This window comes from Variovorax sp. EL159 (genome assembly GCF_900100965.1).
In the GTDB taxonomy this organism is placed as follows: domain Bacteria; phylum Pseudomonadota; class Gammaproteobacteria; order Burkholderiales; family Burkholderiaceae_C; genus Variovorax.
This window is the reverse complement of sequence record NZ_FMUJ01000007.1, coordinates 33156-45927: the sequence shown is the minus strand read 5'-3', so window position 1 is coordinate 45927 and position 12772 is coordinate 33156. Positions and strand designations below refer to the sequence as shown.

Genomic DNA, 12772 nt, shown 5'->3' with positions numbered 1-12772 from the left:
CACGGGAGGGCCTGGCCCATGAGAACCTTCGTCCAACGTCTCGGAGCCCTGTCGCTCCTGCTGGCCTTCAGCGTCGTGCTGGTGGCCTGTGGCAACAAGGAGGCCGACCAGCGCGTCGCCTTCATCGCCTTCCTGCAGACCCGCGTGCTCGACAAGCCGGGCCTGCGCGTGCCGACCCCGACCGCCGAAGAAAAGGCCTCGTTCGGCGACTACGCGCAGCACTACGCGGTGATCACCGACTTCAACGAAGGCATGAACCAGTCGGTCAGCAAGCCGATGAACGAGGTCATGGCCAAGGGCGCACCGCGCTCGATCACCGACCTGGCCTCGCGCCACGACGACCTCAAGGCCGCCAAGGAAGGCCTGGGCGGCCTGCGCACTGCCCTCGATCAGCAGGTGGCCAAGGCCGATGCCGCGCACGCGCAGCTCAAGCAGCCTGACGACCTGAAGCAGGTCTACGACAAGGCCTACGAAAAGACGGTGACGGCGCCCGCCACCACGTTCAAGGAAGTGTTCCCCGCGCTCGACACCGTGTTCGCCAGCGCGCTGTCCATCGGCGACTTTCTGCAGCAGAACAAATCGAAGATCCAGGTCTCCGGCAGCTCGGTCACCGTGTCCGATCCGGCCGTGCAGGCCGAACTCAACAAGATGCTGCAGCAGCTGAACAGCCAGTCGGCCGCCATCAATGCGGCTCAACAAAAGATGCAGGCGATGGTGCGTGGAGGCTGATCAGACGAAGTGATCGAACGAGCCGAAGCGCTGCGCCACCGGCGCACCACTCGCATCGACGATGCGCAGGCCGGCTTCGGCATCGATGCGGCCGATGCGCGTGACGCACGTTGAACTGTCCTGGCCGGCCTGTTCGACCGCACCGCGTGCCGACGGCGGTGCAGTGAAGACCAACTCGTAGTCATCGCCACCCGACAGCGCGCAGGTGCGCAGGATTTCCTTGCCGAGGCCGGGCGCCTCGACCGAAATCAGCGCCGTCGCTGCATCAGCATCGAGCGTGGCGCCCACACCGCTCGATCCGAGGATGTGGCCCAGGTCGCCGATCAGCCCGTCGCTCACATCCACCGCCGACGTGGCCGTGCCGCGCAACGCCTGCCCCAGCGCCACGCGCGGCGTCGGCTGTTCCATGCGCGCGCGTGCCGACTCGAAGGCATCGGCCGACAGCGCGACCGTGCCGCGAAACACCTCCAGCGCCAGCCGCGCATCGCCCAGCGTGCCGCTGACCCAGATGTCGTCGCCGGCCCGCGCGCCCGAACGCAGCAGCGCCGCGCCGGCCGGCACTTCGCCGAACACCGTGATGCAGATGTTGAGCGGCCCGCGCGTGGTGTCGCCGCCCACCAGTTCGCAGCCATGCGCATCGGCCAGCGCGAAGAGGCCGCGCGAGAAGCCTTCGAGCCAGCCTTCGTCCACGCCCGGCAACGCCAGCGCGAGGGTAAAGGCCAGCGGCTTCGCGCCGCAGGCCGCAAGGTCGCTGAGGTTCACCGCCAGCGCCTTGTGGCCGAGGCGCGCCGGATCGACGGTCGAGAGAAAGTGCCGGCCCTCGACCAGCATGTCGGAAGAAACCGCGAGCTGCATGCCTGCGGCCGGCGCGAGCAAGGCGCAGTCGTCGCCCACGCCGAGCGGGGAGCGCGTGGCGGGGCGCTTGAAGTAGCGTGTGATCAGGTCGAATTCACCCATCGCACGAGCATAAGCGCTCGCGGCCAGGGTGGCGCGCGTGCCTGCGCATCCTCGAAACACAGGATGGCGCTCCGCGCCGCGAAGCTCCAGAATCCGCCGGATTCACAAATGCACACGCCTCGGGGGAGAGCGCCATGCACCTGTCCAACAGAACCACGCCCGCCGCAACCGCAGGCTTGGGCGCTCATGCCCGGCGTCGCGCCTTCCTTGCAGCGTGCGCTGCATGTGTGCTGACAGGGTGCGGGACCTATGTTCCCGACCATGCCTGGCAGCGTGTGAGCTGCAAGACGCCCCGCCAATGCACGGACGAGGAATACGCCGGTGCCGTGAAGTCGACGCCCGTCTTCGTTCGGCGCGACGGATGGTGGACCTACCGCCAGGCGCTTCCGGCGGACACGGACCCCGCCAGATACATCGAACGGCGCGTGCCCAAGGCCTACCTGGAGTTCAATGCCGAAGGCTGGCCCCACGATGTCAATCAGTGGAATGCCGTCGAGCGCTACCTCAAGAACACGCACAAGCCCTTGTTCGTGCTCGTCTATGTGCACGGCTGGCATCAGAACGCGAGCACCGTCGCTTCGGACGAGAGCGAGAACGCCGTCAAGTTCGATGACCTGCTCGCGCGCACGAAGGATTCGCTGGTGCGCAAGTTTCCCGATGGGCGCGTGCCGGATGTCCTGGGCATCTATGTGGGCTGGCAGGGCGAGGTCTACGACGGTGGCTACAGATGGTTTCGCTCCGTAGGGTCGCGCGCCGGGGTGGCCAATGCCATTGCCGCCAACCGGTCGCCGGACGGTGTTCGTGGCACCCTGGACGCGGTGGCCAAAGCGATGCGCGAGACCCATCCTGAAAGCCGCATGGTCGTGATGGGGCATTCGTTCGGCGGCCGCCTGTTGAGCAGGGCCTTCGTGCCGGACTTTATCGAGGGCCGTTCGCAGCCTCTTGGCGAGCGGGTGCTGGTGAACACGGTCAATGCGGCGATCGGCGCGGACTATTTCTCGCCGCTTTATGCAAAAGGCTTTGCGCGGGCCGAAGCGCTGCGCCCGAGCTGGATCAACATGACCTCGAAAGAAGACTGGGCCACTGGCTGGATCTACCCGAAGGCGTTCTCGCTGGGCTGGCTCAAACCAGAGTGGAGCGAGAAGGAAAAGGAGATGGAGAAAGACAGGGAGGTTGTCAGGGAAGAGGAGAAGGCCTCGGGCACGACCATCGGCCATTTCCCCGCCTACATCACGCACGTGCTGGACGTCATGCGCTGCAGCGGGAGCGATTGCAGGAAGGTCGAAGACCACGTGGACGCAAATGCATGGGAACAGGACGCGGGCAAGGGGTTCGAATACAACCAGTTCGTGCAGCGATACGCCTGGTTGCCCCCGGTGAGCGACGTGCCCGTTGACTACTGCGGCGTGCTGGTGCGGCGTCCGATGCTGTCGATGCAGCAGCGGGAGGAACTCAGGAGCAAGGCTGTCTGCAACGTTGCCGACGTGAACTTCGACTATCTCCAGTCGAAAGGCAGCAGAGACGGCTTTCCGCCGTCCGAACGCCGTGTGCCCGCACAGGGGCGCATGTGGAACATCGAGACCAGCGAGAGCATGCTCAACTTCCGGGTGCCGAGCCTCGGCGGCGTTTCCGTCCACAACGGCTATGTCTCGACCGCGTGGACCCGCATGCTGGTCGACCTGATCTACGAGCCCGACTATCTGCAGATATGGCCCCCAGCCCCATCGGCCGGCGTGGTCACCGGGCAGAAGAACTAGGAAGCGGAGTCATCGGCATGCCATCGTCGATATCGCTCACCCAGGCGCCCGCGCGCCACGATGCCATCGTTTCATTGCTCTACGACGGAGTCACCTGTTCCGGCGACTGGTACGACGCGCTGGACACCCTGCGCGCCGCTCTGGGCGCGGCCTGCTTCCACAACTTCACGGTGCGCCGCGACACCGGCATGGTGGTCGGGGAGGGCCTTGGCAACCTCGAGACGCCCACTGAAAAGCTGCGCGAGTACGAGCTTCACCACTGCCGCCACGACCGGCGCATGGACATGACCATGACGGCACCTGTCGGCGTGGTGGTCGCCGATCACGAATACCTGGGCGAGCGCGCGATGTCGCGCAGCCAGATCTATGCCGACTGGCTGCGCAAGGCCGGCCTGCGCTACACGCTGGCGATGTCGCTGCGCGCCGACGAGGAAACCCGCGAAGTCCTTGGCATCGTTCGTGCCCATGGCGACGCGCATTTCGAGGCGGGCAGCCTGGCCTTCTCGCGGCGCGTCGCTCCGCACCTGGCGCGTGCCAGCGAACTGCGCGCGCGCATGCACAAGCTGGCCAGCCACGCGGCCATCGGCTTGTCGGCCCTCGACGGTCTGCCGCAGGGCATTGCCGTGCTCGAAGCGACGGGGCAGCTGCAGTACTTCAATCGCCAGGCCGAGAGCCACACCTCGGCGGGCGGTCCCTGCGAAGTGGTGCACGGCCGCCTGCTGTTTCGCACGGGCCAATACCAGAGCGGCTTTCTGGCGCTTTTGCACAAGGCCTGCGGCCAGTCGGGCCCGGCGACGGGAGGCGCGATGCGGGTGCCCAGGGCAAGCGGCACGCCGCTCGATGTCAGTGTGCTGCCACTGAAGGCCAGCCATCCGTTGGCCTCGTTCCGCCAGCAGCATCTGGCGCTGGTGGTGTTCACCAGCCGCGACACCGACGCCGTCACCACCACCGACCCGCGCGCGTTGGCCCAACTGCTGGGCCTCACGCCGGCCGAGTCCCGCCTGGCCCTGCTGCTGGCGGCCGGAAAGACCGTGAAGGACTTCGCCCTCGTGCAGCAGTGTGCCGAGCACACGGCCCGCTACCACCTGAAGAACCTGCTGCGCAAGAGCGGATGCCATCGCCAGGTGGAGCTGGTGCGACTGGTTCAGTCGATGCGGCTGGGCTGAGCGAGGCCGCGTCGCCTCACTGGCACTGCCATTGCACGCGGTAGGGCAGGGCGGGCGCGTTGGACGGCCCCTCGCCCAGGAACACCGGCCGTGCCGGCGCAGCGCAGGCCATGAAGACCCGGCTCTCGCCCAGCGGCCCGTACAGCACCTCGTACTTGTGCGCGGACGCCCCGGGCTCCGCCGAACCGCTCGTCTGCTCCCTGCTGCATCCGCTGTGCTGCGGTCCGGTGGTGCCGGCCTGCCAGATGCAGCTCACGTAGTTCACGGGAAAGCTGCAGGTGTTGAAGAACTCCGAGTTCTCGATCAGCTGCGTGTTCGAGATCGCCTGCCCGGTGGAGCCGGTGTAGCGCGACACCATGCATTCCGGATGGTCGCGCGTTGGCGATTGGCCGCCGACGGTGTTCCCGGTGCTCAACAGCCACGACTGAAAGTAGGTCTTGCTGCCGATGGTGACCTGGTAGGTCGCAAGGCCGCCGGGCAGGTCGGTGGAGATCCATCGGGCCTGCATGTTCTTGACGTCGTTCAGTGCGGCCTGTCCCTCGGGCCCGAAGAAGCTGGCGATCAGGCTCAGCGCCGCAGATGGGTCCCGTGCATCCAGCTGTCGCACGATCTCCTTGGCCAGTGCGTCCGGGAAACTCAACGCGACGAGCATCTGGCGCATGAGGTCCTGCAGCGTGTCGATCGAGGGCTCGGGGCGTTGCGCCTCGGTCTGCAGCAGGTCCAGCACGCGGCTGAGTTCGGCCTGGTCGATCTTGGCCGGATCGAACTTGGCGGCGCCTTCGCGATAGCCGTTGTAGGACGCGTCGATGCTCGCCTGCACCGGGCCGAGCGCGACCGGCGGATGCGAGGTGCCGAGCTGCAGCGCCGGAATCGTCCCGGCCGTCGACAGCCACGACGACCGCAGGTTCGGCGAGCTGGCCGAGGCGAGCGAATACAGGGTGCCGCCCGTGAACGCGATCGCCTCCGTGCGCAGGTTGTCGAGCAGGGCGTCGATGCCCGTGCCGTCTGCCTGGAAGCCCGTGTCGGCGAAGTCCGCGCCGTCGGGCAGCTTCAAGGCAGCTGCCAGTGGGGCCAGGGCGTCCTTGAGCCGCTGGTGGATGCCGGCGTAGCCCGCCTGGATGCGCGCCGCGCGATCGTCGTTCGACAGTGCCCAGAGCTTTGCCGCATCGCCGTCCGGCGACAGGCCCGACACAGCCAGGTGCGTCAGCGGGCTGATGTTGGCGGTGACGGTCGTGCCGCCGGGCGGCAATGCGACGCGCACCGCATAGAGCAAAGCGCCGCCTGGCAGCTTGCCGCGCAGGACATAGGGCGCGTCGAGCCCCTCGACGCTGAATTCGAAATGGCCCGTCGCATCGGCGTCGACCGAGAGCGTCGCGCCGTTGGCCGCCAGGATGTCGATGGTGCCGCTGACGGCCTTGCCGGTCGCGAAGGTGCCCGCGATTTTCCCGGCGGGGACGGGTGCGGGAGGCGGGTCTCCCACCGCAGCGGGCGGCACCATCGGCAGGGCGCCGCCACTCCCACCTCCGCCGCCTCCGCAGGCGCTCAACCCCAGCAGCGCGCCCACGGCCAGCACGGTGGCGGTCTGTCGAATTCTCTTTGCCATTGCAACTTCTCCTCGTTGGTTCAGAACGAGAAAAAGTCTAGGAGCCCGGGTGCGCCGCGGGGCCCCCTCAACTGGGGGATGCCACGGCACAAGCGCGCAACCGCAGGCGCTGCGACGCGCGAAGAAAACGCTCAGGCCGCGCCGCGAAACCTCAACGCCGCCTGCCGCACCACCTCGGCCAGCAGCCGCTCTTTCCCCTGCTTCTCCCGCAGCCAGCGCGCATCGTTGCGGTTGGCCTCGACGCTGGTGCGCAGCTCGCCCAGCGCCTGCGTGGCGTTGAGCGCCTCGCTGTGCCATTCGAGCTGCGTCATCGTCATCAGGATGTGGTCGCGCAGCGGCATGTGCTGGCCGGTGGCCGGGTCGACATACACCGCGTCGAGGCCGAAGCGGCAGGCCTGAAAACGGTTGTAGGTGTAGACGAGGTAGTCGTCTTCGGTCGGCTCGAAGGGCTGCTCCTGCAGGAACCAGGCGGCCAGCGATTGCACGTAGCCCGCGAGCGCGGCGTCGCGCTCGACGGTGAGCGGTGTGTCGAACACGCGGATCTCGATGGTGCCGAACTCGGGCTTGGGGCGGATGTCCCAGTAGAAGTCCTTCATGCTGCGCACGACGCCGGTGCGGGTCATGCGTTCGAAGTACGCCTCGAATTCTTTCCAGCTCAGCGTGAAGGGCGCACGGCCCGACAGCGGAAATGCGAACACCGAGTTGAGCCGGGCCGAGTCGAACTGCGTGTCCTGCCCCTGCACGAAGGGCGACGACGCCGACAGCGCGATGAAGTGCGGGATGTAGCGCGACATGCGATGCAGCATCAACAGCGCCGCATCGGCATCGGGGCAGCCGATGTGCACGTGCTGGCCGAAGATGGTGAACTGCTTGCTCAGGTAGCCGTACAGCTCCGACAGTTCGCGAAAGCGCGGCTTGTCGTAGATGCGACGCTCGTGCCACTGCTGGAAGGCATGCGTGCCGCCGCCGACCACCGCGATGTTGAGCTTGTCGGCATTGCGTATCAGCGCCTCGCGAATGGGCGAGAGCTGCGTGATCACGTCCTGCGCCGAGTGGCAGATGTCGGTCGAGATCTCGATCATGCTCGAGGTCATCTCGGGCACCACGCTGCCGGGCAGCGGCGTCTGTGCCATCAGCCGCAGCATGTCTTCGGCATACGGCGCGAGGTCGTAGTCGTGCGTGTTGACGAGCTGCAATTCCAGCTCGACGCCGAGCGACAGCGCTTCCGACTTGTTGAACGGCTCCAGCTTGACCGCGCGGCTCGCGGGGTCGGCCGGCAATGGGGCCGAGCGCACGTCGTCGCTGTCCGGATCGATGGGGGTGACCGTGGTGGTGCTCATCGCTGCGTGTCCTCTGTGGTGCTGAAGGCCTGGGGTGCCCAGGGCACCGAGCTTTCGCCCACCGCATGAATGGCGACGGTGGCAAGCACCGCGCCCACCACCTCCATCAAGAGAATCGAAGGCAGGGCGACCTGTGTGATCATGGTGCCGAGCAAGGGCGAGGCGCTGGCGAAGTTCGAGGCGATCAGCAAGGCGATCGACGACAGCGGCGACATCGCGCAGCCGACCCAGAAGGCTTGCTTCCAGCTGGCGCCGCTGCCGGGGTTGGCAATGGCCACGCCGGCGATCTTGGTGACCAGGCGCACGCCGATCACGGCGAGCACCACGCTGGCCACGGGCAATGTCCAGTCGGCCTGCGCCGCCACGATGGACACCAGCACGAACATCAGCATGGTCAGCAGCGATGCCGCCGTGCCCAGTTGCCGTTGCCAGGCCCAGGGCTTGGGGTTGAGTGTTTTCAGCAGCACGCCGCCGATCAGCGCCGCCAGCGGTGCCGAGCCGCCGACGTGCGCCGTGAGCGCGGCGCCCGCGGCGATGAGCGCGAGCAGCAGGATCGATGTGTTCTCGCTGGTCGGGCTCATCACCCGCAGGGCAGAGCGCAGGGCCAGCGCCATGATCGCGCCGACCACGAACGACAGCCCCAGCACCACCGCCACCGGGTAGAGCTTTTGCAGCAGCGTCTGCGGCGCGCGTTCGATCAGGCCGGCCTGCGCATAGCCGAGCGCCAGTGCATAGAAGGTGTTGAGCGTGGCCAGCGTCATCGCGCGCTCGGTCACCGGGCCGGCGGCGCGGGTGTCGATGATCACGCGGCTCAGCACGGCCGGCGAGGCGACGATGGCCATCAGCGCGATCGGGTTGGCCACCGGCTCGGGCAGGCCCAGCAGCATCAGCACCCAGAACACGCCGAAGTAGGTGAGCGTGGCTTCGAGCAGGCTCTGCACCAGCACCATCGGGTTGTGGCGGAACCAGCGCAGCGGCAGCCGCCCGCCGGCCTCGAACAGCACGATGGCCACGCCCAGCTCCAGCAAGAAGAGGCTGATGCCGCGCAGCGGCCAGATCGCGCCTTCGAAGCCCGCAAAGCCCACCACTGCGCCCACCAGCGAATAGCCGATCACCTTGGGCAGGCCCAGGTAGCGGCGCACCAGGTGGCCCGAGACCGCGGCCGCGGCCAGCAAGAGTGACCACAGCACGGTGGGCAGGCCGGCCGAGGGGCGCACCCACTCGGACCAGAAACCCAGCAGATCGTTGATGAAGCTCGTCAAATTCATGCAGGTAGGAAGAAGCTGATGGGCCGGCTGCGCCAGCGGGCCCAGATCGCACTGCGGATGCGTGCGCGGTCTCCCAGGCTCACGCTGTGTGCGCGCAGTGCCAGCCGGAAGGCGAAATAGAAACTCACGCTCACGTTGAGCGCGCCGATGACCGGAATCGCCGCCACCGCCCACCACAGCGCAGGCTGCTGCAGCACCGAAAGCCCCGTGGACGCGGCGGCCGCGGCGATCTGCCCGGCCGAGAGCGTCACATGGCGCACGTCCAGCCCGAGCCCGAAGAAACCCGCGAACGCGGGCAGCAGTCCGAGCATGAGGCCGAGCGAGATGTTGGAGGCAAAGCCTGAGATGTGTGTGCGCATGAAGGTGGCCCAGCGGCGGGCCCGTGCGGCGCCCAGAAAAGCACCGATGCGTGGGTTGTAACGCATGGCGGAGTCCATGCGATGCAGGACAAAGGCGTTTTCTGTCCATCCGGCGATGATGCTGGCCGAAAACAGCAGGATGCCGGTGATTGCCGCGTAAAGCGCGGTCGGCCCGGCCAGCGACAGCGAATGCAGCGTGGCCGCGGCATGCGCCGCGTCGAGCAGCGGCCGGCCCAGTGCGTATTGCACCAAGAGCGCCAGCGCGAGCATGGCCGGCACCACCACCAGCACATTGCCCAGCACGGCCGCCACCTGCGAGCGCACGAGGTTGGCCACCTCGTCGACGAAGTCGTCGACGGCGGCATCCGACTTGATGTCGCGCAGCCGTGCCGCCAGCGCAGGCGCCGTCATCGCGGGCTGCTTGGTGGCCAGCGTCAGGTGCAGCAATTGAATCGCGACGAAGCTCGCCGCATACATCAGGCCCGAGCTCAGGCCGGCCCAGAAAGCCGACAGGCCCAGCGCATAGATGCTGAACTTCAGCAGCACGGTGATGGCCGTGAGCGCGCCGCCACCGGCGGCCTTCTTCACCATCTGCGCATAGCTGGCGCGGTCGCGGGTGATGTAGTGCTCGCCGGTCTCGGCGCTGCGCTCGGTCACCTTGGCCGCGAGCATCGACGAGTTCGATGCGATCAGCGCGCGGATGCTGTTGCGCTCGCCGCCCGCCAGCACCAGCCGGCCCATCAGCCGCGCCACGCTGGGCGCGGGATTGGGCGACATCAGGCAATCGAGCAGCTCGCGGATGCGCAGCACGCGCTCGCGCAGCTGGCGCAGCCGGAACACGAGGCCGACCGAGATGCCGTTGTCTTCGAGGTGCGTGTAGACCGAGGAGGCGCCGGCGCGGCAGGCGTCGAGCCGGTCGCGGAACGCCACGAAGGCGGCCTGCAGCGCTGCTTCGCTTTCTTCTCCGGGCGGCTGTCCGAACATCTGTTCGCGCAGTGCGTCCAGGTCGGCCATCAATGCGTGGAAGGGGCGCGACGCGGCCTGCTCGGTGCTCATGCGCAGCCGCAGCTCGGGCGAGAAGCCCGCCGCGACGACCTGGCTGGCGCAGTAGGTGACGGCGTCCATCACCGTGTGGCGCCAGCGCGGCGCGCCGTCTGCATCGAGCGCGGCATCGGCCAGCAGCGCGCCGATGCGCCCGAGCTGGGTTTCGTCGAGCAGCGCGATCCAGCCCGCATCGAACACGCCGGGCAGCACCATGCGGAACAGGTCCGACGCGTCAGTGGTCTCGGGCGTGCCGGGCAGGATCTTGCGGCGCAGCCGTTCGCCCAGCTCGCTGGCGAAGGCAGTGCGCGGCGCGAAGCCGTAGTCGGCCAGCAGTGTCGTCAGGTCGACCGTCTGCGTGAATGCGCGCCACCACGCGCGCAGACGTTCGCGCAGCTCGGGCCGCGCTTCGATGGCGTCGAGCAGCAGCTGCACGCGGCCCATGGCCGCCTGCGGCGAGGCGCGGTCACCGCGCAGCCAGTCGAAGAGATTGATGAGCCAGATGTGGCGCTGCGCCACATCGGCCGTGGGGTCGAGGCCGGCAAGCAGCCCCTGCAAGTCGCGAGATGCAGCAGCCATGAAAGTAGGGCTCCAGTGCGGGGAACACCGCGGAACCGGCTTTGCCGAGCCGCTGGTGTTGCCCCCGACGAGGGGGAAGGAGAAGCGACACGAAGTGCGCGCAGCCTGGGGGAGTACCTAGTGAAGGACGCGTGAAACCGGGGTGCCGCCAATGTCGGCTTCGAGCACGAACATGGGCACCGGCACGTCGAAGCGCTCGCCTTCTTCCGTCACCACGAAGAAGCTGCCGTGCATCGTGCCGCTCGCGGCCTGCAGGCGGCAGCCGCTGGTGTAGCGGAAGGATTCGCCGGGCGCCAGCAGCGGCTGCTGGCCGATCACGCCGAGGCCCTTGACCTCCTGCGGGTGGCCCGAGGCGTCGTTGATGAGCCAGTGCCGGGCGATGAGCTGCGCGGCCACCGAACCCGTGTTCGTGACGGTGATCGTGTACGAAAAGGTATAGATGTTGTCCTTGGGGGAGGACTGGTCGGCCAGGTAGCGTGGTTCGACTTGTACGCTGAAGGGGCTGTGTGACATGGGCGCGATGGTAACTGCAGGCCCCGGTACCCCTACGGGGCTCAGATGGTTTCGCCCTTCGGCGTGGCCTCGGGGGCGGCGGTCGGAACGGTCTGGAACAACTGGTCGCGCAACGCCGCGGTGGCGGCCGTGTCCGGGTCGCGGTCCGACGTGCCCACCACCACCATCCGCCAGACCTGGCCGCCGCTTTTGAGCAGCGTGGCATCGACGTGCCGCGAGGCATCGGAGGTCATGGCGCCCTTCATCTGCAGGCCGAAGCGCCCCTTGACGCTGATCGGGCGGGCGCGCGAGTCCAGTTCCATCGCCGCCCGCACCGCGTGCACCCACACCCGCTGGTACTCGTCGAGGCTCACGTGGTCCAGGCCGCTTTCCACGGCGAAGACCGCGACCACGCTGTCGGACACGAAGGTATGAACCACGTCCCCCGAAGTGTTGGACTGCTCGCGGTATTGCCAGCCGCGCGGGATGTCCGCGCGCAGCTTCGTGACCGGGTTCGTCCATGCAAAGCCGGCGTAGTAGCGGATGCTTCTTTCCGTCTCGCGGTGATGGATGAAGACCACGCCGGCCACCAGGCCCACCAGCGCGGTCGTGGCGATGCCCGTGCGCAGCACGCCGGTTCCCGTTGCGTGCACCAAATAGCGCTTCTGGTCGTAGGAGGCCGGGCGGCCCTCCTTCACCTCGAAGAACTGGCGGCCCATGGTGATCAGCGTGACGAAGGGAATGCCCAGCCCGAGCCCGGACAGGTAGACCCACGCCACGCGCCCCAGGTACTGCACGAAGGTCGGCCGCCCGCCGTCGTGCAGCGTGACGCGGATGCCGAACAGCAGCTTGCCCAGCGTGGTGCCGAACAGGCCGAAGACGATGGCCTCGAAGAACAGCGCCACCGGCACGATGATGAGCCCCAGCGCGGGTGTGGACGACGGGTTCTCCATCCACAAGCCGAACGCCGGCCAGATGCGGCCGACGACCGCGCCCAGGAAAAACCCGGCGGGCACACACAACGTCCAGACGTCGAAGATGCGCGCGAAGAAGCGCCGCCACGGGCCGGCCGGCGGCAGACCGGGCGCGCGCATTCGCGGTGCCGGCGCCTCCACGGGGCCGTCGGACAGCCAGGGCTCCGGCTCTGCGTCGGCGCGGGCGAACTGCGGCGTGGGCGTTGGGTCGGACGCCGATGGCTCGGGCAGGGGCGGCGTCTCGCGCAGGGCGGCGGATTCGAATTCCGGCAGCAGCACGGGCTCCATGCGCATGCCGGGCAGCACCAGTTCCTCGACCTGGTGCAGGGGCTTCCAGGCCAGCCGCCCCGGACGCCACACCAGCGTCTGTGCGCCGATGGCCCCGGTGCGGATGCGCTCATGGATCTGCGCGACCGACAGCGGACCCTGCCTGTCTTCGCCCTCTGCGTACCACCAGCCCTCGTCCATAGGACCCCCCATTTGTTGTACCCGCGCGCCTGCGGCAGG

General features: G+C 67.9%; 10 protein-coding genes. 3 read left to right on the top strand and 7 right to left on the bottom strand.

What is annotated here, in order from left to right:
* Nucleotides 1-18: 18 nt before the first annotated feature.
* Nucleotides 19-729, top strand: a complete 711-nt coding sequence (locus tag BLQ28_RS26005; RefSeq protein WP_093246223.1) for a DUF3053 domain-containing protein — start codon at nucleotides 19-21, stop codon at nucleotides 727-729.
* Here BLQ28_RS26005 and thiL read toward each other — a convergent pair whose 3' ends face one another.
* Nucleotides 730-1686 (bottom strand): thiamine-phosphate kinase, encoded by a 957-nt coding sequence (gene thiL / locus BLQ28_RS26000; protein WP_093246222.1) that lies wholly within the window; start codon nucleotides 1684-1686, stop codon nucleotides 730-732. It lies immediately after the preceding gene.
* Nucleotides 1687-1820: 134 nt separating this feature from the next.
* Here thiL and BLQ28_RS25995 point away from each other — a divergent pair, with 134 nt between their 5' ends.
* Together BLQ28_RS25995 and BLQ28_RS25990 are read left to right on the top strand one after the other, a co-directional pair.
* On the top strand, nucleotides 1821-3443 hold the full coding sequence (locus BLQ28_RS25995; RefSeq protein WP_143012578.1) for a hypothetical protein: 1623 nt from the start codon (nucleotides 1821-1823) through the stop codon (nucleotides 3441-3443).
* Between the two features lie 17 nt (nucleotides 3444-3460).
* On the top strand, nucleotides 3461-4609 hold the full coding sequence (locus BLQ28_RS25990) for a helix-turn-helix transcriptional regulator (RefSeq protein ID WP_176801232.1): 1149 nt from the start codon (nucleotides 3461-3463) through the stop codon (nucleotides 4607-4609).
* 16 nt (nucleotides 4610-4625) lie between these two features.
* Here BLQ28_RS25990 and BLQ28_RS25985 read toward each other — a convergent pair whose 3' ends face one another.
* From BLQ28_RS25985 to BLQ28_RS25960, 6 genes are all read right to left on the bottom strand, one after another.
* Nucleotides 4626-6212 carry a hypothetical protein gene (locus tag BLQ28_RS25985; protein ID WP_143012577.1) on the bottom strand — a complete coding sequence of 529 codons (1587 nt, stop codon included), beginning with the start codon at nucleotides 6210-6212 and terminating at the stop codon, nucleotides 4626-4628.
* Nucleotides 6213-6343: 131 nt separating this feature from the next.
* Nucleotides 6344-7552 (bottom strand): YbdK family carboxylate-amine ligase, encoded by a 1209-nt coding sequence (locus BLQ28_RS25980; RefSeq protein ID WP_093246218.1) that lies wholly within the window; start codon nucleotides 7550-7552, stop codon nucleotides 6344-6346.
* Nucleotides 7549-8820: a cation:proton antiporter gene (locus tag BLQ28_RS25975; protein WP_093246217.1), complete on the bottom strand. Its 1272-nt coding sequence runs from the start codon at nucleotides 8818-8820 to the stop codon at nucleotides 7549-7551. Before BLQ28_RS25975 ends, BLQ28_RS25980 begins: the two co-directional genes overlap by 4 nt.
* Nucleotides 8817-10799 (bottom strand): site-specific recombinase, encoded by a 1983-nt coding sequence (locus BLQ28_RS25970; protein ID WP_093246216.1) that lies wholly within the window; start codon nucleotides 10797-10799, stop codon nucleotides 8817-8819. Before BLQ28_RS25970 ends, BLQ28_RS25975 begins: the two co-directional genes overlap by 4 nt.
* Nucleotides 10800-10916: 117 nt before the next feature.
* A complete protein-coding gene (gene apaG, locus BLQ28_RS25965) occupies nucleotides 10917-11312 on the bottom strand; it encodes a Co2+/Mg2+ efflux protein ApaG (protein WP_093246215.1) in 396 nt (131 codons plus the stop codon).
* 41 nt (nucleotides 11313-11353) lie between these two features.
* A complete protein-coding gene (locus BLQ28_RS25960) occupies nucleotides 11354-12733 on the bottom strand; it encodes an RDD family protein (protein WP_176801231.1) in 1380 nt (459 codons plus the stop codon).
* Nucleotides 12734-12772 lie beyond the last annotated feature (39 nt).

Coding starts and splice junctions, on each gene's coding strand:
- BLQ28_RS25970 (WP_093246216.1), bottom strand. CDS start 10,799: ATGGCTGCTGCATCTCGCGACTTGCAGGGGCTGCTTGCCGGCCTCGAC.
- BLQ28_RS25975 (WP_093246217.1), bottom strand. CDS start 8,820: ATGAATTTGACGAGCTTCATCAACGATCTGCTGGGTTTCTGGTCCGAG.
- BLQ28_RS25985 (WP_143012577.1), bottom strand. CDS start 6,212: ATGGCAAAGAGAATTCGACAGACCGCCACCGTGCTGGCCGTGGGCGCG.
- BLQ28_RS26005 (WP_093246223.1), top strand. CDS start 19: ATGAGAACCTTCGTCCAACGTCTCGGAGCCCTGTCGCTCCTGCTGGCC.
- thiL (WP_093246222.1), bottom strand. CDS start 1,686: ATGGGTGAATTCGACCTGATCACACGCTACTTCAAGCGCCCCGCCACG.
- BLQ28_RS25980 (WP_093246218.1), bottom strand. CDS start 7,552: ATGAGCACCACCACGGTCACCCCCATCGATCCGGACAGCGACGACGTG.
- BLQ28_RS25960 (WP_176801231.1), bottom strand. CDS start 12,733: ATGGACGAGGGCTGGTGGTACGCAGAGGGCGAAGACAGGCAGGGTCCG.
- apaG (WP_093246215.1), bottom strand. CDS start 11,312: ATGTCACACAGCCCCTTCAGCGTACAAGTCGAACCACGCTACCTGGCC.
- BLQ28_RS25995 (WP_143012578.1), top strand. CDS start 1,821: ATGCACCTGTCCAACAGAACCACGCCCGCCGCAACCGCAGGCTTGGGC.
- BLQ28_RS25990 (WP_176801232.1), top strand. CDS start 3,461: ATGCCATCGTCGATATCGCTCACCCAGGCGCCCGCGCGCCACGATGCC.